Source organism: Candidatus Syntrophosphaera sp., from assembly GCA_019429425.1.
In the GTDB taxonomy this organism is placed as follows: Bacteria; Cloacimonadota; Cloacimonadia; order Cloacimonadales; family Cloacimonadaceae; genus Syntrophosphaera.
Genome location: JAHYIU010000025.1, coordinates 1 through 20,660, shown reverse-complemented (window position 1 = coordinate 20,660; position 20,660 = coordinate 1). Strand labels below are relative to the sequence as shown.

At 54.4% G+C, this 20,660-nt stretch carries 19 protein-coding genes; all 19 read left to right on the top strand.

All coding sequences use genetic code 11. The features are described from left to right. Positions 1 to 6: 6 nt before the first annotated feature. The 19 genes from K0B87_04125 to K0B87_04035 all read left to right on the top strand — a co-directional run bounded on the left by K0B87_04125 (position 7) and on the right by K0B87_04035 (position 20,521). On the top strand, positions 7 to 1,434 hold the full coding sequence (locus tag K0B87_04125; GenBank protein MBW6513928.1) for a sigma-54 dependent transcriptional regulator: 1,428 nt from the start codon (positions 7 to 9) through the stop codon (positions 1,432 to 1,434). Further along, a complete protein-coding gene (locus K0B87_04120; protein MBW6513927.1) occupies positions 1,424 to 2,134 on the top strand; it encodes a hypothetical protein in 711 nt (236 codons plus the stop codon). Before K0B87_04125 ends, K0B87_04120 begins: the two co-directional genes overlap by 11 nt. After that, positions 2,131 to 3,141 carry a tRNA (adenosine(37)-N6)-threonylcarbamoyltransferase complex transferase subunit TsaD gene (gene tsaD, locus K0B87_04115; protein ID MBW6513926.1) on the top strand — a complete coding sequence of 337 codons (1,011 nt, stop codon included), beginning with the start codon at positions 2,131 to 2,133 and terminating at the stop codon, positions 3,139 to 3,141. Before K0B87_04120 ends, tsaD begins: the two co-directional genes overlap by 4 nt. Before the next feature lie 305 nt (positions 3,142 to 3,446). Further along, positions 3,447 to 4,301: a hypothetical protein gene (locus tag K0B87_04110; GenBank protein MBW6513925.1), complete on the top strand. Its 855-nt coding sequence runs from the start codon at positions 3,447 to 3,449 to the stop codon at positions 4,299 to 4,301. After that, a complete protein-coding gene (locus tag K0B87_04105; GenBank protein ID MBW6513924.1) occupies positions 4,285 to 5,442 on the top strand; it encodes a divergent polysaccharide deacetylase family protein in 1,158 nt (385 codons plus the stop codon). The genes K0B87_04110 and K0B87_04105 overlap by 17 nt, the downstream gene beginning before the upstream one ends. 8 nt (positions 5,443 to 5,450) lie before the next feature. Beyond that, entirely contained in the window at positions 5,451 to 6,266 is an 816-nt protein-coding gene (locus tag K0B87_04100) for an undecaprenyl-diphosphate phosphatase (protein ID MBW6513923.1), read from the top strand. Continuing rightward, a complete protein-coding gene (holA, locus tag K0B87_04095) occupies positions 6,266 to 7,267 on the top strand; it encodes a DNA polymerase III subunit delta (GenBank protein MBW6513922.1) in 1,002 nt (333 codons plus the stop codon). The genes K0B87_04100 and holA overlap by 1 nt, the downstream gene beginning before the upstream one ends. After that, positions 7,264 to 8,784, top strand: a complete 1,521-nt coding sequence (gene malQ / locus K0B87_04090) for a 4-alpha-glucanotransferase (protein MBW6513921.1) — start codon at positions 7,264 to 7,266, stop codon at positions 8,782 to 8,784. Before holA ends, malQ begins: the two co-directional genes overlap by 4 nt. 226 nt (positions 8,785 to 9,010) lie before the next feature. Beyond that, complete coding sequence (gene infC / locus K0B87_04085; protein MBW6513920.1) at positions 9,011 to 9,643, top strand: translation initiation factor IF-3; 633 nt, start codon at positions 9,011 to 9,013, stop codon at positions 9,641 to 9,643. A 66-nt stretch (positions 9,644 to 9,709) separates the two neighbouring features. Then, a complete protein-coding gene (gene rpmI, locus K0B87_04080; protein ID MBW6513919.1) occupies positions 9,710 to 9,904 on the top strand; it encodes a 50S ribosomal protein L35 in 195 nt (64 codons plus the stop codon). Between the two features lie 11 nt (positions 9,905 to 9,915). After that, on the top strand, positions 9,916 to 10,263 hold the full coding sequence (rplT, locus tag K0B87_04075; protein MBW6513918.1) for a 50S ribosomal protein L20: 348 nt from the start codon (positions 9,916 to 9,918) through the stop codon (positions 10,261 to 10,263). 47 nt (positions 10,264 to 10,310) lie between these two features. Beyond that, a complete protein-coding gene (pheS, locus tag K0B87_04070) occupies positions 10,311 to 11,345 on the top strand; it encodes a phenylalanine--tRNA ligase subunit alpha (GenBank protein MBW6513917.1) in 1,035 nt (344 codons plus the stop codon). Next, positions 11,342 to 13,867, top strand: coding sequence for a phenylalanine--tRNA ligase subunit beta (pheT, locus tag K0B87_04065; GenBank protein MBW6513916.1), 2,526 nt, complete (start codon positions 11,342 to 11,344; stop codon positions 13,865 to 13,867). Before pheS ends, pheT begins: the two co-directional genes overlap by 4 nt. A gap of 4 nt (positions 13,868 to 13,871) precedes the next feature. Continuing rightward, the gene (locus tag K0B87_04060; GenBank protein ID MBW6513915.1) at positions 13,872 to 14,198 is read left to right on the top strand and encodes a hypothetical protein; all 327 of its coding nucleotides are present in this window, start codon (positions 13,872 to 13,874) and stop codon (positions 14,196 to 14,198) included. Beyond that, positions 14,198 to 14,467: a cell division protein ZapA gene (zapA, locus tag K0B87_04055; GenBank protein MBW6513914.1), complete on the top strand. Its 270-nt coding sequence runs from the start codon at positions 14,198 to 14,200 to the stop codon at positions 14,465 to 14,467. Before K0B87_04060 ends, zapA begins: the two co-directional genes overlap by 1 nt. 229 nt (positions 14,468 to 14,696) lie before the next feature. Continuing rightward, positions 14,697 to 16,265 carry a ribonuclease Y gene (rny, locus tag K0B87_04050; protein ID MBW6513913.1) on the top strand — a complete coding sequence of 523 codons (1,569 nt, stop codon included), beginning with the start codon at positions 14,697 to 14,699 and terminating at the stop codon, positions 16,263 to 16,265. Then, the gene (locus tag K0B87_04045) at positions 16,265 to 17,065 is read left to right on the top strand and encodes a TIGR00282 family metallophosphoesterase (protein ID MBW6513912.1); all 801 of its coding nucleotides are present in this window, start codon (positions 16,265 to 16,267) and stop codon (positions 17,063 to 17,065) included. The genes rny and K0B87_04045 overlap by 1 nt, the downstream gene beginning before the upstream one ends. A 9-nt stretch (positions 17,066 to 17,074) precedes the next feature. Next, a complete protein-coding gene (locus K0B87_04040; protein MBW6513911.1) occupies positions 17,075 to 17,986 on the top strand; it encodes a bifunctional 5,10-methylenetetrahydrofolate dehydrogenase/5,10-methenyltetrahydrofolate cyclohydrolase in 912 nt (303 codons plus the stop codon). An 834-nt stretch (positions 17,987 to 18,820) separates the two neighbouring features. Next, positions 18,821 to 20,521: a hypothetical protein gene (locus tag K0B87_04035; GenBank protein ID MBW6513910.1), complete on the top strand. Its 1,701-nt coding sequence runs from the start codon at positions 18,821 to 18,823 to the stop codon at positions 20,519 to 20,521. The last annotated feature ends 139 nt before the right edge of the window (positions 20,522 to 20,660 follow it).

Below are 20,660 nucleotides of genomic sequence, written 5' to 3'. Positions count from 1 at the left end.
AGATCAATGAAAGGAAAAGTCATAATCCTCGAAGACGACAATATTCTGGCCAACCAGATCGCCAAGGTTCTCAAGCAGCATGACTATTCGGTCCTGCATTCCACCAATTCCGACGCCTTTTTCGAGGAATTGCGGGGCTACATGCCGGATGTCATCCTGCTGGACGTCTTCCTGGTGGGCAGCCGGCTGAACGGCCTGCAGGTGCTCAAATACCTGAAGGACAACCTCGATTTCAACTACAAGGTCATCGTCATCTCCGGCGAGGTCAGCACAGAGCAGGTAAACCAAATCCGCGGCATGGGGGCCTACCATTTTGTGGAGAAAGGCGCCAATTTCAGCATCAACCAACTCTTGCTGCACATCGACAACGCCGTCACCCTCAAACGCCAGGAAGAGCAGAATCTGGACCTCCAGATCGAATACCTGAACCTGAAAAAGCAATTCACCCGCAGTTTCCCCTTCATCGGCGACAGCGAGGGAATAAACAAGGTCCGCAGCCAACTGATGAAATTTGCCGAGGTGGACGAAGACGTCCTAATCCTGGGCGAGAACGGCACCGGCAAAGAGGTCGCGGCGAATTATTTCTACGTCAATTCTCGCCGTTTTGGCAACCCTTTCCACACCATCTATTGCAGCGCGCTCACCGAATCGATGATCGAGCGTGAGCTCTTTGGCCTGGAAAAAGGCACCGTCACCGAAGTTGACCGGGGCAGCGTGGGCCTCTTTGAGAAATGCTCTGAAGGCCTGCTGTTCCTCGATGAGGTAACCAACCTCTCCCTGCAGGCCCAGGTCAAGATCCTCCGTGCCATCGAGAACAAGGAGATCCAAGTGGTGGGTGGTTCACTCAAAAAGGTCAACACCCGCCTGATCTTCACTTCCAACGCAGATCTGAAGTCTCTTTCCGATTCGGTCCGCTTCCGCAAGGACTTCTTCTACCGCATCGAAGGCAACGTGATCGAGATCCCGCCTCTGCGCGAACGGGACAACGACATCCTGCTCCTGATGAGCTATTTCATCACCAGCTTCAGCAATATCTACCATCTCAGCGACCAACTCGACCTCAGGCTGCTCAAGGACGAACTGCTCTCCTACAACTGGCCAGGGAACGTCCGCGAACTGAGGAATTTCTGCAAATACATCAGCATCAACGAACAGGAGATCAATAACCGGACCATCCAGAAGCACCTGCACAACAAGATGATGAGCCATCCAGATGGCGGGGCCTCAGGAATGGAGAAATACTTCATCATCAGCAATATCAAGGACAGCGCCGCCGCCTTTGAAAAGGACTATATCACCCACTACCTGAAGGAAAACGACTGGCAGGTCAGCAAAACAGCCCTGGCCATCGGCCTGGAACGCACCACCCTCTATAAAAAGATCAAGACCCTGGGCATCGATGTGCTCCCGGGAAACGGCGATAATGAAGAATAATCTGGGCTTGAAGATCTTTGCCGTGCTGGTGGCGGTCTTTATCTGGCTGCAGGTCACCCTGATGACCGAGCAGCATAGCAAGGTCAACCTCGAGCTCCGGCTCACCAACTCGACTCCGGAGGATTCGCTGCTCTATGCCGCCAACAAGATCAGCAGCCAGGTGCAGGGCCAGGGCATGGACATCCTCAAGCTGCAATTTTCCAAAGCCTATGTGGAAATGGACGCCAGAGACCTGCGCGCCGGCAATGACAGGAATTTCGCCTTGAGGGATCTGCCCCTGAACCTGGACGTCACCGTCCTGAGCGTCGATCCCGCCTCCGTTGTCCAACTTGGCAAGCCTGGCACAGCCTCAAAGGCCGCGGACGCCAATCAGGCCAGCCGCACTGAAACGGCAAGGCGCGGCGCGGAAGCAGCCGACCTCTCTGAACAAGAGACCGGAGCCGATTCCAGTGACCCGGTAAACTCGCTGGTCCTCACCAATCTTCCCATCACCTCGCCCACCGGCCTGCGTTTCTTCCCTTCCACCGCGACCCTCAAGGTGCAAGGAAGGGCCTCAATCCTGGCTTCGCTTCCCAGAGGTGTGGTCGTGAAGGCCTCCCCGGTCCCCGACGCCCGGGGTTTTCATGGCCTGAGCGCCGAAACGCCAGAGGGCGTGACCCTGCTGGATATCACTCCCAGGCAGGTCCGCCCCACTCAATGAAACGCATCCTCGCTTTCGAATCCTCCTGTGACGACACCTCTGTCGCGATCGTGGATTCGGACTACCGGGTCCTCTGCAATCTGGTTTCCACCCAGACCGATCATTCCGTCTTTGGCGGAGTCTTGCCAGAACTTGCCTCCCGCCTGCATCTGAAGAATATCCTCTATCTCACTGAAGCCGTCTTGAAGGAAACGGGGACCGGTCCCGCGGACCTCTCAGCCCTGGCCGTGTCCATCAATCCCGGCTTGATCGGCTCCCTGATCGTGGGCCTGGCCTTCGCCAAAAGCCTGGCCTGGAGTTGGAGCAAGCCGCTCATCACGGTCAATCACATGCTCGCCCACATCTTTGCCAACTTCATAGAAGACCCCGCGATCAAGCCACCCTTCCTCGCCCTGGTGGTGTCTGGAGGCCACACCGAGCTGGTCCATTTTTCAGACCTGACCAATTTCGAAGTGGTGGGCAAAACCCTCGACGACGCGGCCGGCGAGACCTTTGACAAGACCGCCAAGCTACTCGGCCTGGGCTATCCGGGCGGCCCGGAGATCGACAGGATATCGCAATCCGGCGACCCTCTGTTCGCCCCCTTTCCCCGCGCGCTTAACCGCAAGGGTAACTACAACTTCAGCTACAGCGGCTTGAAAACCGCCGTCCTGGAATACCTGGGCAGGCAGGGCCGGGATTTCGTCGCCAAGCATCAGGCTGACCTCGCGGCCACGGTTCAGCAGGCGATAATCGACCCCTTGGTCAACAAGACCCTGGCCTACGCCAAAGAAACAGGCGTCAGAACGATCCTCCTCGGAGGCGGAGTGGCCGCCAATTCAGCCCTCCGGGCGCAGCTTGCCGCCAAGGCCTCAGACCGGGGCATCGAGCTCCACATCCCCTCCCTGCGGCTTTGCATCGACAACGCAGCCATGGTCGGCGCGGCGGCGATCCCCAAGCTCGAAGCCAGCCAGTTCTCACCCCTGGACGTCAACGCCTTTTCAACCAAAGGCACGCGCAGGCTCTAAGCATCACCCTTCCCCACTTTTCCAACCCGTTTTCCTCCATCCCGCCCTCAGGCCTTGATCTAACACCGGCCTTATTTTCGCCTTACACACTCCCAATGTTGTTCGGGATGTGTAGGGCGAAGTTTCAGCTTGATTGGGACGGTGAAATAGGAGCAAAGCTTTGCCGGAACCAATCGCTGGACTGGGAAAAGAACTCCAGGCAATTCCGGAAAATCCTGCCCATCTGGAGATTGAACATTGGCATTGACAAAATAGCGCCTGCGCGGGAGAGGTTTTTTTCAGACAAAAATGTACGCATGGGGAACATGAGAAAGATACAGCGAGTCATCAATGGCATATTCAGGCTGCTCTTCGGAGAATTCAACGGAGTGCAGGTCTTTTTGTATCCGATGACTTTGTTCTGGTGGATGGACAGCTACGATTTTTACTACGCGATGACGGGCTTGCTAACCAAGCAAAGGCACCTTTTCCCCCTCAGCATCTTCCTGCTGCTCCTGCTCTACGTCTTGTTCCTGATCATCAAGAATTCCAGCGCCATCCTCAAAGAGAACGGGCGGAACACTGAGACCGAGAAAAGGTCACTCTACGCCATGGTGATCAACCTGCACAAGATCCTGCTCATCGCGGTCCTGGCGGTTGGATTGGTCTATGTACTGGCGGCGTTCTTGAAGTATTACTACGCAATCCACATCCCCCTGAAAATGTTCTTTCCCTATATCTTCAGAGGTTTCAGCGTCTTCCTGATCATCTTCTATACCTTGATTAACACTTGGACCAAACCGTTCCGGCTTGGAGGCCTGTCCATGAATCGGTCGATCGTCAGGGTGCGCAGGCAGTACCGGCAGCATCCGGAACTTTACGGAATGCACGCCCTCGTGCTGGTCATGATGATCGTGATCGGGTCTTTCATCTACAACCTGATGGTGCTGAATCTCTTTTATCCGGTCGTGGGGGCGATCGGTTTCTCGCCGGATCTGTTCATGACAGTCCCCTCCAGCATACCAGCCCTGCTCTATGACATCTTCATCCTCGGGGTGGCCTTCATGCTCTCCAACCTCCTCTTCTCCCCCATCGTGATGATCATTTCTTTCTATTCAGACAAGCTGCATCCCCATCTCCAATTGGCTGGGAACGCCAAAAACAATGCCGAAACGGACTAAGAAGCGGAGCAGAAGGAAAAAGGCCGCCAAGGCTGGCAAGATCTGGCCATATTTGCTGATCCTGGCCATCTGCGCCGGCATCATCTGGTTCATCACCAGTTGGAAAACCCCTGAATCCAAGCCTGTAGAAGAGCCTGCTCTGACAGCGGGAGTATTTTCGTTTGAGCCGGTTGTAGACCGGGTAGCCGAAAAACTGGGCGTCCCCCCGGGCAGCATAACGCGCAAAGCCGGCCCAAACTCAACCCTGGTCAGCATTCCCATCGACCGGAGCAGGATGGACCTGACTTTTGCCAACATGATAGTCAAAACCGAATTTGAGGAACAGGGCGCTGATCTGGCTTCCGGAAAAGCTGAAGGGAACAGGCAGGTGATCACCTTTCAAGCCGGAGACCAGCTTGTTGAAGTGAGGCTTTTTTACGCATCTGTCCCAGCCGCGAAGAAAGACAGCGGTAAATATCTGGTGATCGTAGTGGATGATTTTGGCTCGATCGGTGGCGAACTCCTGCAAGGCTTCATGGAACTGCCGGTCGAGGTGACCTTCGCGATCTTTTCCGGGATGAAAAACAGCATCGCAACGATGGAACAGGCCCATCAACAGGGCAGGGAGACACTTGTGCACGTGCCCATGGAGCCGATCAACTATCCGCGCGTCAATCCGGGGGACAACCCCATCCTGGTCCAGATGAGCAAGGCGGAAGTCGATAGGACACTGGCCCGCCATCTCCATGGCATGGACCTCTGCATCGGCATCAACAACCACATGGGCAGCCTGGCCACCACGGACCACGATGTCATGGGCCACGTGATGGACTTCCTCAAAGGCAGGGATCTGCTCTTTCTGGACAGCCGCACGACCAATGTCTCCATTGCCTATCAAACAGCGCAGAAAGCGCATCTGCAGGCTTATCGCAACGACCTTTTCCTCGATTCCCCGGATATCTCTTCCGCCACCATGGAGCGCAAGATCGCCCAGATAAAGAGCTTGGGCGGATCCCGGTCCGGTGTGATAGCCATCACCCACTGCCACTCCCAGGAAAAGCTGGATTATCTGAAAACCTTCATCAGAAAGATCGAAGCTGAGGGATTCACCCTGCTCCCGCTTTCCCGCTTTGGCAAATACGACGTTCCCCTGATCATGTGAGATAACTTATGAATTTTTTCAGCGCTGTTCTTTTGGGCATTTTGCAGGGTCTGACTGAGTTTCTGCCGGTCAGCAGTTCGGGCCATCTCGTTTTGGCGCAACACTTCTTTGGCGTCGAGACTGGCGGTGACATCCTCTTCGAGGTGTTTTTGCACCTGGGGACATTGCTGGCCGTCATGATCTTCTTCCGCAAAAAGCTGTGGAGCCTTTTGGTTTCACTGCTGAACTGGAAAAACACCCTCCGCCACCAGGCCCACCGTCACAACCGCACTCTGGTGCTCTATCTGATCGTGGCCTCGATCGTCACAGCCAGTATGTATCTGATCTTTGGCGACGTTTTCGAATCCCTATACGGCAAACCGCTGGTCGTGGCCTTCATGCTCATCCTCACGGGATCGATCATCTTCTTCTCAGATAAGGTCAGGTCCGGAGGCGTTCCCGCTTCCCAGATGGGCCTGATCCGCGGCATTATCATTGGCTTTGTGCAAGGCCTGGCCATCATTCCTGGCATCTCGCGCTCCGGCTCGACCATATCCGCCGCCCTTTTTTCAGGTGTCAAAAGGCGCGACGCGGCGGAATTCTCCTTTCTGCTCAGCATTCCGGCGATCCTGGGCGCGAACCTGGTCAGCTTAGTAAAATTCCAGGAATTGGGCGCTTCGCAGTTGGGTGTGTATCTGGGTGGTTTCCTGGCAGCCTTCATCGCGGGTTATCTGGTCATCGCCATTTTGATCAGGCTGATCGTAAATGCCCGCCTCAAATACTTTTCCTTTTACTGCTGGGCTCTGGCTTTGAGTAGCATAATCCTGATCCTGGGCGGCAAATGATGCCTGCCCTGAACGCACTTGACTTTGAATCGGCCAAGGTCGAACTGGGCGACAATTTCCTCCTGCTGGGAAGCGACGCGTTTCTGACCGACCTGGTCACCGATCATGTTCGTATAGAGCTGAAACAAAAATCAGATGCCGATCTGGTCATCATCTATGGTGACGAGGCCAGATCTGCCCAGATCAACGACCTGCTGGATACCTATTCCATCTTTTCCAGCGCCAAGCTGATCATCTTCCGCAATGCCGAAGCTCTCAAAAAGGAAGAGCTTGATTGCCTGGCAGCCTATTTCCAAAGCCCCTCCGAACAGCAAAGCCTGGTGGTTGTGGCGGAAAAGATCGACGCCCGCGTCTCCGGCTGGAAAAAGATCAAGGACGCCTGCCAGAACGTGATCTGTGATCCGCCCAGATATAGCGGACTCATGGCCCCCTGGCTGGACCGCACGCTCGCGAAAATGGGCAAGACCATGGCCCCGGCAGCCAAATCCCTGTTCGTCAACCGGGTGGAACTGGATTACGCCAACGCCAACAACGAGCTGGCCAAGCTTGTCATCCTGACCGGAGACAAAAAACAGATCTCCCAGGCTGATGTGATGCGCGGCATCGGTTCCTCCAGGGTCGGCACGAAGATAGACTTTTTCCGGGCCCTGGGCAAAAGGCAGGTCAAAGACGGCCTGGTGCTGCTGGACCGGATGCTGGCCTCTGAATTCAAGCCCCTGCAGGTTTTGTCCATGCTCAATCAATTTTTCCTGAGCATCTATCTGATCCTCCTGCTGAAAAAAAACCACATCAGCTCCTCGGAGATCAGCTCCAAATACCTCAATGACCTTTTCCCCAGCCAGAGGCCTGAATTCCTGGGCTTTGCCAACAACTACACCCTGCCTCAGATGCGAAGGGTCTTTTCCCTGCTCTTGGATACTGATTCCAAGATCAAGACCAGCATGGGCAGCGACGCCGTTCTGCTGACTACCTGTATCCTCAAGATTATGGAAACGGCATGAAAAACAACGGCATCCTCCTGCACATCAGTTCCCTGCCTTCAGATTACGGGATCGGGGATCTGGGCCCCAGCGCGTATCAGTTTACCGATTTCCTGGTGGAGAACGGGTATAGGTATTGGCAGATCTTGCCCCTCTATCAAACCGGATATGGCAATTCCCCCTACAACCCTCTTTCCGCCTTTGCCCTAAACCCATATCTGATCAGCCCGGACCTGCTTTTTGAAGACGGCTTGATCGACCTGCCCGATCTGGAAGCGGCCCGTTTGCCAAGAAACAACCAGGTTCCCTATGATTCCGTTTACCGGCTGAAAGATCAGCTATTGATCAGAGCAGCAAATAACTTCTTGTCCGACATTGAAATATATGACTACATTGAAAGCAACGCTTTATATCTTAAGCCTTATCTGGTATACATAACCCTATGCAAGCTCTATGGTGACAGCGGCTGGCATCTCTTCCGGCCGGAACACAGATCATACTCAGATGCCCTCTACGACTCGCTTTTCAAGAGCTACGGACGGCAGATGCTGCAGGCAGCCTGCGCCCAGGCGATTGTGAAAGACCAATTGCACCGCCTGAAGGATTACATCAACTCACAGGGTTTGGAACTGATCGGCGACATGCCGCTGTATCTGGCCTATCATAGCTCGGAAGTTTGGTCAAACCAACACTTGTTTGATCTGGACCACTACGGAAACAGGCTGCATGTGGCCGGCGTGCCCCCCGACGCGTTCAGCGCGGAAGGCCAGTTGTGGGGAAATCCCGTCTATCGCTGGGAAGAAATGCGCCAGAACGGATTCCAGCTTTTCATCCACCGCCTCAAAGACGCGTTGGGCTATCTGGACAAGCTGCGCCTGGACCATTTCATCGGCTATGTCAACTATTGGTCTGTTCCCTGTCCCCTCGATCCGGAAAGCGGAGCCCCGGTCCTGCCAGACAATGCCTTGGGCGGATCATGGGTCAAGTCCCTGCCGGAGGACTTTTTCCCCCTCATTAAGGCCATTTTCCGCGGAAACAGGTTCATTGCCGAAGATCTGGGCATACTCAATGCTGAGGTTTGCCGGTTCCGGGATGAATGTGGCCTCCCGGGCATGATCATCCTGCAATTCTGTTTCGAGGAAGGGATCCCCGATATCAGGAATTTCCCTGCTGAAAGGTATCTTTACACCGGGACCCACGACAACCCCACGCTGCGGGAATGGTTTGCCACGCTCGATGAGGACTCTCCCAGTCGCAAAAACCTGTTGGCCTTCCTGAAGCAGAATCACATCCTGTTCTCAGGATTGAGCCTGGAAGATGATCAGGACCTTGCAGATGCCATCCACCGGGTGATGTGCATCATCGCCCAAAGCTCGGGTTGCGAGAATGTGATCCTCCCGGCCCAAGACCTGCTGGGCGAAGATTCCTCCGCCCGCATGAACATTCCCGGTACTGCACTGGGAAATTGGCAATGGCGCCTGGCGGACTTTGCAGAGCTATTCACAAAGCACTTTCCCTGCGATCTAAAGTCTTTGTGAAACAAAAGATTTGACAAAAACAAGCCTTGCGGGAGCTTGGCAATAAAATGAAGCTGCTTGCTTCTGCCTTACTGCTTCCGTGCAGGTAAGGCCATGAAAATAAATAACATAATTGGTAATCAGTTACCATGAAGCAGGCGGAAGATCTTCCGCCTTTTTCATTTCCGGTAAGAAGGAGGTTCTTATAATCCGGCGAACTAGAGGAAAGGCAAAACCAAAGGTGGTTGTGCCCAAGGAAAGAGTAAACAACCAGATCATCGCGAATTCCGTCCGCCTGATCGGAGCTGACGGCAAGCAGATCGGCGTGGTCCCGATCAAGGAAGCCCTGCGCAGGGCTGAGGAAGCGAACCTGGACCTGGTGGAGATTTCCCCCAATATCGATCCGCCTGTCTGCAGGATCCTGGACTTCAGCAAATACTATTTCCAGAAGGAAAAGAAAGCCAAGGAAGCCCGCAAGAAGCAGCATGAAATTGAGATCAAAGAGATCAAGTTCGGCCCCAATACCGAGGAGCACGATTTCAATTTCAAGAAAAACAATGCCATCAAGTTCTTCAAACAGCACAACAAGGTCAAGTTCACGGTTCGCTTCCGGGGCCGGCAGATGGCCCATAAGGAACTTGGCTACAACGTTTTGGAAAGGCTGAAAAATGACCTGGGTTATCTGGCGGATGTCGATTCGGAACCGGTTTCTGAACGTAATTTACTATCTTTTATCATGACCCCGAAGAAAGACATCGACCGCATCCTGGAAAAACTGGGAAAAACAGGCGCTGCCGAGCAGGATGCACCTGCCGCGGCTCCGGAAAACGAGGTCAAAGCAATACCCAAAGCCGAAGCTTCGGAAACTGAGCAATCCTGAGGAACCCGAGCAAGAAACAGATACCGAACTGCTGCAAGATCGTTTTTAATTAACAAGGAGATAAACATGCCAAAGATCAAGACAAACCGTTCCGCCGCCAAGCGGTTCAAGGTTACCGGCACAGGAAAGATCGTGCGTCACCACGCTAAAAGCGCGCACATAAAAACCAAGAAATCACCCAAGCTGAAACGCAACCTCCGCGCCAGCGCCATCGTGCGCAAATGCGACGAAAAGCGGATCAGCAGAATGTTGGGAATGTAAGGGAGTGAACAATGCCAAGATCAGCTAACAACGTATCCGCGCATCGCAGAAGAAAGAAATACATGCTTGCCGCCCGGGGCTTTTTTGGACGCCGGAGCAAGACCTACCGCATGGCCCGCCAGACAGTGGAACGCGGCATGGCTTTTGCCTTTGCCCACCGGAAACTGAAAAAACGCCAGTTCCGCAGCCTGTGGATCACCCGCATCAACGCTGCCTGCAGGATCAACGACATGTCCTACAGCAGATTCATCAACGGATTGCATAAAAACAACATCGAGATAAACCGCAAAACCCTGGCCCACCTTGCCTGGCACGATAGCGACGCCTTCTCCAAGCTGGTGGAAATCGCCAAAGGCTGAACCAGTCTTTAGTACCTTGAAACAGACAACAGCGCAAGGATGAGCGAGTGCAAGAACAGCTGAAAGAAGTTGCGGCCCAGGCCAGAATTGACATCTCCGCCTGCCGGAACCTGAATGACATACTCAATGTCAGAGCCAAATATCTGGGCAAGAAAAGCCTGGTCAACAACCTGTATTCACGGTTGCGCGAATTACCGGACGCCGAAAAGCCCGCGTTCGGGCAGATGATCAACAATCTGCGTGACGAGGTTGAAAAGCTGCTGGCGCGGCGGGAACTGGAGCTGAAACAGGCCAGCCATGACAAACAGGACCTGGCCCGGTCAGAGGATCTCAGCCTGCCCGGGATCTTCTGCCAGCGAGGTTCTCTCCACCCCCTGACCATCGTGCGCCGCCAGATCGAAGATGTGTTCATCAGCCTGGGTTTCGAGATCGCTGAAGGTCCCGATATCGATGACGAATTCCACAATTTCGACGCTCTGAACACCCCGCCCGACCATCCTTCCCGCAACTTGGCGGATACATTTTATCTGGACAACGGATACCTGCTGCGCACCCAAACCTCAACCGTGCAGGTGCGCATCATGGAAAAATATCCGCCCCCGATCCATATCATTTCGCCCGGAAGGTGCTATCGCAACGACAAGCCGGACCCCTCCCATTCCCCCGTCTTTCATCAGGTGGAAGCGCTGGTTGTGGATAAAGGCATATCACTGGCCGATCTGAAGGATACTCTGCAAAACTTTGCCCGGATCATGTTCGGCCCAAATGTGCGTTCCCGCATCAGGCCGCATTTCTTTCCCTTCACGGAGCCCAGCGCAGAGATGGACATCAGTTGCGTGGGTTGCAAAGGCCAGGGCTGCAGGATCTGCAAGAACTCTGGCTGGCTGGAGCTGGGCGGAGCGGGTATGGTCGACCCCAACGTCTTCAAGATGCTGGGCATCGATCCTGAAACATACTCGGGATACGCTTTGGGCGTGGGCATCGAGCGCATCGCCATGCTCAAGTACAACATCCCGGACATGCGGATCCTCTTTGAGAACGATGTCCGGATGCTTCGCCAGTTCAGCGGAGAATCGCTATGAGAATATCCTGCCGCTGGTTAAGCAAATACATAGACCTGCCCCCGGAAATCGATAAGCTGACACAGACTCTCACTTTCACCGGAATCGAAGTTGAAGGGGTTGAATCCCTCGCCGCCCTTCCGGAAAGCGTTGTAACCGCAAGGGTCCTGAGCGCGGATAAGATCCCGGGCAGCGATCATCTGGTGGTTTGTTCTGTCGAGTACGGCTCTGGCGAACCTGTTCAGGTGGTTTGTGGAGCGCCCAACTGCAAAGCCGGGATGATCTCGATACTGGCCTTGCCCGGAACCGTCCTGCCCCAATTGGCGATCAAAAAAGCCAAAGTGCGGGGAGTCGAATCTGCCGGCATGCTTTGCTCAGAGCGCGAACTTGGCGTTTCGGACAACCACGCCGGCATCATTGAACTGGATCCAGAAACTCCCATCGGAATTTCCGCCAATGAGGTCTACGACCTGCCGGATACGCTTCTGGAACTGGAGATCACTCCCAACCGCCCTGATCTGCTGGGTTATCTGGGCATCGCCAGAGACCTGTCCGCGTCCCTGGGTGTTCCGCTCAAATTGCCGCAGATACAGGAACACGCCGGCGAAAAGAGCCAAAGCACCGATCTGGACCTGAGGCTGGAAGACTCAGCAAAGTGCCCGCGCTACACGGCCAGATTGATGGCAGACCTCAAGGTGCAGGAATCACCGCAGTGGCTGAAGACAGCCCTGATCAAATCTGGCTTGCGGCCTATCAACAACATCGTGGATATCACCAACTACGTGATGTTGGAAACCGGCCATCCCCTCCACGCCTTTGATTATGATAAACTGCTGCCTCTGGACAAAGACGGCGCCCATCCGGCCATAGTGGTACGCAAAGCCCTGCCCAAAGAGGAATTTCTGGCTCTGGACGGAAGAGCTTACGTACTCGATGAAGAAGACCTGGTGATCGCCGACGGGCAAAGGGCTTCCGCCTTGGCTGGAGTAATGGGTGGAAAAGACACCGGGATCACGGAATCCACCCAGGCGATCGTTCTGGAAGCGGCGACCTTTTCGCCGATGACGGTCCGTTCCACTGCCTACAAACACAAGATCTCGACTGATTCGTCTTATCGCTTTGAGCGCCATCTGAGCACTGAAACGCCGGCCCAGGTGAGTGCCCGGGCCGTGGACCTGCTTCTGGAAGTGGCTGGCGGAAGAGTCTGCAACGCTCTTTACGATGCCTATCCTGAACCCCACCGGCCAAGCTGTCTGGGCATCAGGCCCAGGCGCTTTGAGGAACTCATCGGCTATCCGCTTCCCAGCGACACCATCATCAAGTATTTGGAAGCACTGGACTGCCGGTTCCTTCAATACGGAACCTGGCAGGACGGCCTGGCCACTGATCTGGCTTCGGTCCACTGCCTCCATCTGGAAGAACAAAAGGCAGGAAAGGCCGAGTTCACGGAAATTGATTGCGACCACGCCCTCTATTTCCTGATCCCGTCCTTCAGAGTCGACCTGACCCGGGAGGCCGATCTGCTCGAAGAATTGGCCCGTCTCGAAGGTTATGACAAGATACCCCAGAAAACCGCAGTGTCCCAGATCATGGACCGCCACGCGCACCGAGTCCGCAGGGCAATTGAGGATTATTTCGTTAACGCCTCTTTTTACGAGATGCTTAACTACAGCTTCTCAGATCCGGCCCAGCTCGCTCTTTTGGCTTTTGAGCCCGAAGAACTGGACGCCAGGACGATACGGCTGATCAACCCCCAAAGCGGAAACCAATCGGCAATGCGGCTCAGCCTGTTGCCGCAACTCCTTGTTAATCTGAGCTATAACCTCAACCATGGGGAACGCGACCTCAAGCTGATGGAAATGGGCAAGGTGTATCTCAGGGAAGGTGATTCCTATCGTGAACCGTATCGGCTCACTGCATTGCTAACCGGGAAATTCAGGGCCGGGCATTGGAAAGAAAAGAGCGAGAACATCAACGTCTATCACGTCAAAGGCCTGGCCGAAGGTTTGCTGAAAAGGCTGAACATCCCAGTCACAGGCACATCCAGCCATATCAAGCCCTGGCTGGTCAGCGCGGAAAATCTGGCCTACCATAGCGGGGAAACGCTTTGCGCCAGCATTGGCAGGCTAAGGTCTGAAACAGCCGAAGCTTTCCAAATCGACATCCCCATCCTGAAGCAGGATATCTGGGTGCTGGAGCTCGAAGTTGAAAATCTGGTCGAACTCACCCGGGACAGGAAACCAGAGTTTATCCCCCTGCCCAAATACCCCGCTGTGATCCGTGACATCTCATTCGTCATTTCCCGCTCGGTTGCCTACGCGGAGATCGAAGCTGCCATCAAGGCTTGCGACCGGAACTTGATCCGAAACGTCCAGGTCTTTGACGAATACCGCGGAAAGCAGGTCCCAGAGGGATCGCGCAGCATTTCTTTGCGCATCGTGATGCAGGATGGCGAAAAAACATTGACAGATGAACGCGTTGATCAACTCATTGCATCGGTGCTCCAAATGCTACAGGACACCTGGCAGATCAATATGAGGTAACAGTATGGAAACAAATGCTATCAGCTTGCAAGAGAAGATACAAAAACTCATCGACCAGTACACTCTGGACAAAAAGAAACTCGATGACCTGGAAGAACAGAACACCAATCTTAGAGAGGAAAACAGTCAGCTCATGGCGCAGATCGCGAACATGAACAATGCCAACAGCGGCTCCGCCTCACAGGTCAAAGAATTGGAAGAACAGGTCAAAGCCCTGGAAACCAAGTATTCGGAATTACAACAGGCCATCTCCGGCTTTGAAGATATCGCCACCGATGCCATTGCCAAGATCGATAGCGTTTTTCCGGACCTGGATGCCAATAAGAAATAATGAAATCGGTTGAAGTTGAGATCTTTGGGCGCAGATTTCGCCTGCGCAGCGATAATCCGAAGGAAACCCAGGCGGTCGCCGGGGCCATCGATTCGGAACTCAATCAGTTGCGCGAGCTCTACGAAAACCTCGATTTCACCAAGTTATTGCTCCTGCTTGCCCTAAAAAAGCAAGATGAGATCAGTTCCCTGCAAACCCGGACCAGCGAATTGGAAAAGGAATTGGACCGGCTGAACCAGATGGTGGGAAAGTTTGTGGGGGATATATGAATGTTAGCCTGCGGAACTCGTGATATGGATTGCAGAAAAGCTACTGAAATTACGGGAACCGAGCCATGGGCAGCGTGCATACCGGCCAGCTCCGGATCCATAAAACCCAAAAGGTAGGCGCCCACCTTATGCTTGGCTTTATCGGACAAGCATACACGGTTCACGCGGGCTTTTAATTTTTTAAACGGCGGGATCAGATCCTGCCTGCATAGAGCGAAAGGAAACAACGATGCAGATAAATAGGATAATATTGCTGGCAGTGGGCTTTGCCCTTGGGCTGCTCATTGCCCTGATCATTTACCTCATCCGGCGGGGCAGCACTTTCCGCCTGATATCACAGGCCAAACAGATCGCTGAGGAGATCAAGCTCTCAGCCCGAAAAGAGGTCGAGACGGCGAAAAAAGCCGCCCTCCTCGAAGCAAAGGACGAATGGTTCAAGCAAAAACGCGTCCTCGAGGACGAGATCAAGGACCGCCAGAAAGAGCTGCGCATCCAGGAAAAGAAATACAGCGACCGGATCGCCAGCCTGGACAAGAGGCTGGACGCGCTGGACAAAAAGGAAGGCAACCTTAGTGACCAGGAAAAAAGGCTGAAGAACAAGGAAGAAGAGATCAGCCGGCGCGGCCAGGAATTTGACCGGATCATCAATGAACAGCAGTCCAGGCTTTCCGAGATCGCCGGACTCAGCCGCGAGGAAGCGATCCGGGTCATGCGCGAGGAATTGATCAATCAGGCACGCCAGGTGGCTGCCACCGACGCCAAACTGACGATCGAGCAGATCAAGCTGGACACCAGCAAGAAAGCGGCGGAAATACTCTCCACCGCCATCCAGCGCCTGGCAGTTGACTATGTCTCCGAATCCACGGTCTCAGTGGTGTCGCTCCCTTCCGATGAAATGAAAGGCAGGATAATTGGCCGCGAAGGCAGGAACATCCGCACCTTTGAAAAGGCCTCTGGGGTCGACCTGATCATCGACGACACCCCGGAAGCGGTGGTGCTTTCCTGCTTCGATCCGGTGCGCCGCGAAATAGCGCGCCTTTCCTTGGAAAAACTGATCTCGGACGGACGCATCCATCCCGGGCGGATCGAGGAAGTGATCTCCAAAACCGGCAAGGAAATGGAGGAAAACCTGATCAAGATCGGCGAGAAAGCCGTGCTGGAAACCAATATCCACAACATCTCCGCCAACCTGATCAAGATCCTGGGCCGCCTGCATTACCGTACATCATACGGCCAGAACGTGTTGAAGCATTCGCTCGAGGCCGCCTGGATCTGCGGCATCCTCGCCGCGGAATTGAACCTGGACCAGGAAATAGCCCGCCGCGCCGGTTTGCTGCACGATATCGGCAAAGCCGTGGACCAGGAATTTGACGGCACGCATGCCATCATCGGCGCCAACCTGGCCCGCAAGAACGGGGAAAGCAAACTGATCGTCAACGCGATCGAAGCCCACCATGAAGAGGTTGAGGCGACATCCGTCTATGCCGCTTTGGTCCAGGCTTCCGACGCGATCTCCGGCGCGCGTCCCGGTGCCCGCAGGGAAATGCTCGAAACCTACATGCAGCGCCTGGCCAAGCTGGAAGAGATCGCCAATTCCGTGCAGGGGGTAAATAAATCCTATGCCATCCAGGCCGGCCGCGAATTGCGCATCATAGTCGAACCAGCCATGGTCGAGGATGCCCAAACCTCTCTTCTGGCCACCGAGATCGCCGCCCAGATCGAGAAGGAAGTGCAGTATCCCGGTCAGATCAAGGTCACCGTCATCCGGGAAACCCGGCAGATCGCAATGGCAAAATGATCAGGATCCTCTTTTCCGGCGACGTTTACGGCAAAGCCGGACGCCAGGTGCTATATGACCACATGCCGCAGTTGAAAGAAGAATTTGGCGCGGATTTTGTGGTCATCAACGGAGAAAATCTGGCTGACGGCCGCGGCCTGACGGAGAAAACCTCGAAACCCCTGCTCAATCTCGGTGTGGACGCCATCACGGGCGGCAACCATCTTTGGGACAGAGGAGATTCCTGGGATTATATCCGCAGCAATCCGGCGATCGTCAAGGCCCTCAATTTCCCCGACACCACACCCGGTAATCCCTCTTGCACCATTGTCAAAGGGGATAAGCAACTCACCGTCATCACCCTTTGCGGGCAGATGTTCATGGCCCCCTGCGATTCTCCTTTCATAGCTCTGGAGCGCTGGCTGGAGGCCAATCCAGACCGGAGCAAGTGCGTCCTGCTGGATTTTCACGCGGAATCCACCGCCGAAAAGCGCGCCCTGGCCTGGTTCGCGGACGGCCACGTATCCGCGCTCCTGGGCACCCACACGCACATCCAGACAGCCGACGAAGAGATCCTGCCCTTGGGAACCGCCTATATCACCGATGTCGGCATGACCGGCGCGCATGACAGCGTGATCGGGGTCAAGAAAAACATCATCATCGATAAATTCAGGCATGCCCTGCCATCCCGCTACGAATCTTCAGATCAGGGCTTGCAGATCAACGCGGTTTATCTGGAGCTTGATCCGGCCACTGGCCAAGCGCTCAGGATTGAGCGGATCAGGCGCCCGGTGAATCTGCCAGCCATCGCCACAGAATAGGAGTGCTGGATGGAAAAAGTGCTTTCCGGTAAACCAATTGCGGCCAGGATAAAAGCCAACATCAAAGCCTGGGTGCAAGAATGCGAACTGGCCCCCAAAATGTTCCTCATTCAGTTGGGAAAAGATCCGGCGGCGGAATTCTATGTCCAAAACATCATCGCCACCGGAGCCAAACTCGGCTGTGAGGTCAAGCTGCTGGATCTGCCTGCCGATACCAGCCAGTCACAACTGCTGGCCGAAATCCGCACAGCCAACGCCGATTCCAGCATCCACGGGATCATGATCCAAAAACCCCTGCCTGGGCACATCGAAGATGGGATCGTCGCTTCCAGCGTGGCCCCGGAAAAGGATATCGATTGCCTGAATCCCGTGAATCTGGGCAAGATCATCCTGGAAGAGGACGGATTGGTTCCCGCCACACCCTTGGCCGTGCTTAGCATGCTAAAGTATTATCGGATAACCGTGCAGGGAGCGCGGGTCCTGATAATTGGTCGCAGCAGCATTGTGGGCAAACCCTTGGCCAATATGCTGCTTTGGAAAAAGAGCTACGCCAATGCCAGCGTTACGGTCTGCCACAGCCGCAGCAAAAACCTGAAGGAACTGACCAGATCGGCCGATATTGTGATCGCCGCCCTGGGCAGGCCGGAATTCGTCACAGCGGACATGATCAAGGAAAACTGCGTTCTCATCGACGTGGGCATAAACGAAAAGATCGCTCCGGACGGCAAATCCCGCTATGTGGGCGATGTGGATTACAACTCCTGCCTGGACAAGGCTTTGGCGATCACGCCAGTCCCCGGCGGAGTGGGCAGCGTGACCACCCCCCTGCTGTTCCTGAACCTGCTTAAAGCCTGCATGGCCGCCAGCGGGCAAAATAAAACTGTTGACGATTTTCTCGGCCTTATTTTTGATGATATTTAGAATGATTATATCCACCGACAATAATTGGGAGGAACGATGCAAGCTAAGAGTATCAGACTCTTAACCCTTTTAGCGCTAATGGCTTTGGCCCTGCTGGCCTTTTCCGGGTGCGGAAAATCGGGAACCAGATTTACCAATCAGGAACCCACGATCAGGATCACGTCCTACGAAGGATTTGACGACAGCCCGTTGCTGGCTCCCTACGAAGACGAAGCTTTTCTGTTCCAACAGAAGATATTCTGGCATGCCTATGATCCCGACGGGGTGATCGTTGGCTTTGCCTACAGGGTTTCAAGTATTGAGAGACGTTACAGAATGGAGCCAAATCCTGATCAAACCATACCACCCGATCCAAATATTCCAGACAGTATACAAATAACAGAGATTTACTCCACACCATTAAGAACAGCTGGAAATGAGTTCATAGATGAAAACCAGGAAATCACACCTCAGAATGTGATAGATCGGTTTGGCCCAGGATGGGTTATGCACTATAAGCCTAACGCTGACCAATCAATACCTTTAGACAATCCTGCAGCGGGACGCACAATCTGGACAACTGACAAATATGCAACGATAAATTTCCCTGCTGCGGATGAACAAGGTAACCCTCAGATTATTGAAAGCCTTTTTGAAGTTATTGCTATTGATAATCGTGGTGACATTACCCCTATTGCCATACCTCCTGAGTATATTGAATATCATCAGAATCCACGGAGTGTTGCCTGGCGAAGCTTCAACGCCACTTCCGCCCGCCCCACCTGCACCGTCACCACCACCAAGGGAAATCCCAACGGCGGTCAGGTCGGTTCCGGCCTGCGCCTCGATTTCACCATGCGCGACTATGACCCTTTCATTGCCGAGATACCCTTTAAATTCGAGTTCAAGCTGATGAAGGTTGATCCCACCACCGAAGAAGTGATTGCGGGTACAGAGACGGAATGGTACGATTCTGTTTCCCAGCAGGATCCGGACATGGATACTTTCCTCCTGACTCGCTATACCACCCCCGCCCTGACCTACGACATTGAGAACGGGGTCACGAACTCCAAAACCAAGGTCCAGTGCCGGGCCTATGACCTGGCAGGAGTGGTTTCGGAAGTTACCGACGATTCCGCCATGCTCTTTGCCGTCAAAGCCGGATTCCGGCCTGAAACCCTGATCTATCAGCAGAGGGTCTACGCTCTGGGCGACAACCACTTCATCGACTACTCCGATGAATCCACCCCCGAGATCCTGCCTTTCACGATCATCGGCGGAGTACAGCGTTTTGCCACTCCGTTCTTCATCGATCTTGCCGGCAATGTCACGGCCGTCAACAGCAACAACATGAAGGTTTGGCTGCGCTGGGGCTGGCACGGCGAATATGGCAGGGTGCCCGCCTCCGGACCCATCATCTATACCGACAATCCCTACGATAAAAAGGTGGACACTGTCCTCGACGGAATAACCCACGAAAACTATTTTAGCGAGATCACCCATTTCGACATCAGGCTGGACGACCAGCCCTACAACTATCCGCCCTTTGCCAATGAACATGTGTTCGATACCGACGGCACAGAATGGCTGCGCATACCGCTCTATTCACCCTTGGGCCAGACTCTTGTGCTTACGGCGCTGCAAAGCAGGGTCCACAAACTCGAGGTCAGATGCGTCGACCTCCAGGGCGAGGTCGATCCCACGCCAGCAGTGATCAGCTTCAACCTCGTTAATCCAAAGGCGCCGGCAGAGCGCGAAGGCATCCTGATCCTCGATGACGACCGCCCGAATGCCTCCTATTCCCCGGAACCTACAGTGACCCAGATCTATAACGACATTTTGGCGGATTACCCTGGCACCAAAACCTTTGTGACCCGCAAGGTGGATTCCACTGGCGATACCAATCAGGACTCCCGCTATCGTCATTTTGCCACCTCCGACCTGCAAAACTACAAACTGGTTATCTATCACAACGACAATCCCTCCGAGGCCGGAAACCTGAAGCTGGAGAACGATGGGCTCACCCTCTATCTGCGCACCGGAGGCAACATGCTGATCTCCCACACCTCCCAGCTCGCGGCGGTGTTGGACGCCTTTGTGCTCGGGGCCCAGAAAACCTTCATCGGATATTTCGGCATCCCCTACGTCTCCCCGCCCGCCATTATCCTCAGCAATTCGCTGAACACGCTGCCCTTCTTCCAACAGGCGGTCGGGCTGCAGGGCTACCCCGATGTTGACCTCCAATACGGAACTGCGGGTACTCCAGAGGCAAGCTTCAATTCCCTGGTAAATCTGCGCCAGGGTTTGAGCACGATCACCTACTTCAACAATTTCGGCGCCACTACCGATGTGATCTACGGAATGGGCATCAAACCGGTGGGCCCGCCACCCTACAACCCGACCGAAGATCAATACACCCTGTATAACAACCAACCCATCGGCCTGCGGACCATAAATGCCAACAACCGCTGCTACCTGCTCGGCTTCCCGCTTTCCTACATGCAGGTGGACGACGCGAAACAACTGCTCAACCAGGTCATCTCCGAAGTGATGTAACCCCTCTGCATAAAGTTACGAACAGAAAACCGGCCAACCCCCAGACGGCCGGTTTTTCTTTTGGCTCTCTTTCAAACCAAGTGGGTCAGATATTCAGACGCAGATTGAAGGGGTAGCAATTCCGCTTTGCCACAGCGGC

What these genes read in the sequence shown, in the direction of transcription:
- K0B87_04040 (MBW6513911.1), top strand. Translation starts at nt 17,075, where the DNA reads ATGGAAAAAGTGCTTTCCGGTAAACCAATTGCGGCCAGGATAAAAGCC.
- K0B87_04125 (MBW6513928.1), top strand. Translation starts at nt 7, where the DNA reads ATGAAAGGAAAAGTCATAATCCTCGAAGACGACAATATTCTGGCCAAC.
- pheT (MBW6513916.1), top strand. Translation starts at nt 11,342, where the DNA reads ATGAGAATATCCTGCCGCTGGTTAAGCAAATACATAGACCTGCCCCCG.
- malQ (MBW6513921.1), top strand. Translation starts at nt 7,264, where the DNA reads ATGAAAAACAACGGCATCCTCCTGCACATCAGTTCCCTGCCTTCAGAT.
- K0B87_04110 (MBW6513925.1), top strand. Translation starts at nt 3,447, where the DNA reads ATGAGAAAGATACAGCGAGTCATCAATGGCATATTCAGGCTGCTCTTC.
- rny (MBW6513913.1), top strand. Translation starts at nt 14,697, where the DNA reads ATGCAGATAAATAGGATAATATTGCTGGCAGTGGGCTTTGCCCTTGGG.
- rpmI (MBW6513919.1), top strand. Translation starts at nt 9,710, where the DNA reads ATGCCAAAGATCAAGACAAACCGTTCCGCCGCCAAGCGGTTCAAGGTT.
- rplT (MBW6513918.1), top strand. Translation starts at nt 9,916, where the DNA reads ATGCCAAGATCAGCTAACAACGTATCCGCGCATCGCAGAAGAAAGAAA.
- K0B87_04100 (MBW6513923.1), top strand. Translation starts at nt 5,451, where the DNA reads ATGAATTTTTTCAGCGCTGTTCTTTTGGGCATTTTGCAGGGTCTGACT.
- holA (MBW6513922.1), top strand. Translation starts at nt 6,266, where the DNA reads ATGCCTGCCCTGAACGCACTTGACTTTGAATCGGCCAAGGTCGAACTG.
- K0B87_04105 (MBW6513924.1), top strand. Translation starts at nt 4,285, where the DNA reads ATGCCGAAACGGACTAAGAAGCGGAGCAGAAGGAAAAAGGCCGCCAAG.
- K0B87_04060 (MBW6513915.1), top strand. Translation starts at nt 13,872, where the DNA reads ATGGAAACAAATGCTATCAGCTTGCAAGAGAAGATACAAAAACTCATC.
- tsaD (MBW6513926.1), top strand. Translation starts at nt 2,131, where the DNA reads ATGAAACGCATCCTCGCTTTCGAATCCTCCTGTGACGACACCTCTGTC.
- K0B87_04035 (MBW6513910.1), top strand. Translation starts at nt 18,821, where the DNA reads ATGCGCGACTATGACCCTTTCATTGCCGAGATACCCTTTAAATTCGAG.
- zapA (MBW6513914.1), top strand. Translation starts at nt 14,198, where the DNA reads ATGAAATCGGTTGAAGTTGAGATCTTTGGGCGCAGATTTCGCCTGCGC.
- K0B87_04120 (MBW6513927.1), top strand. Translation starts at nt 1,424, where the DNA reads ATGAAGAATAATCTGGGCTTGAAGATCTTTGCCGTGCTGGTGGCGGTC.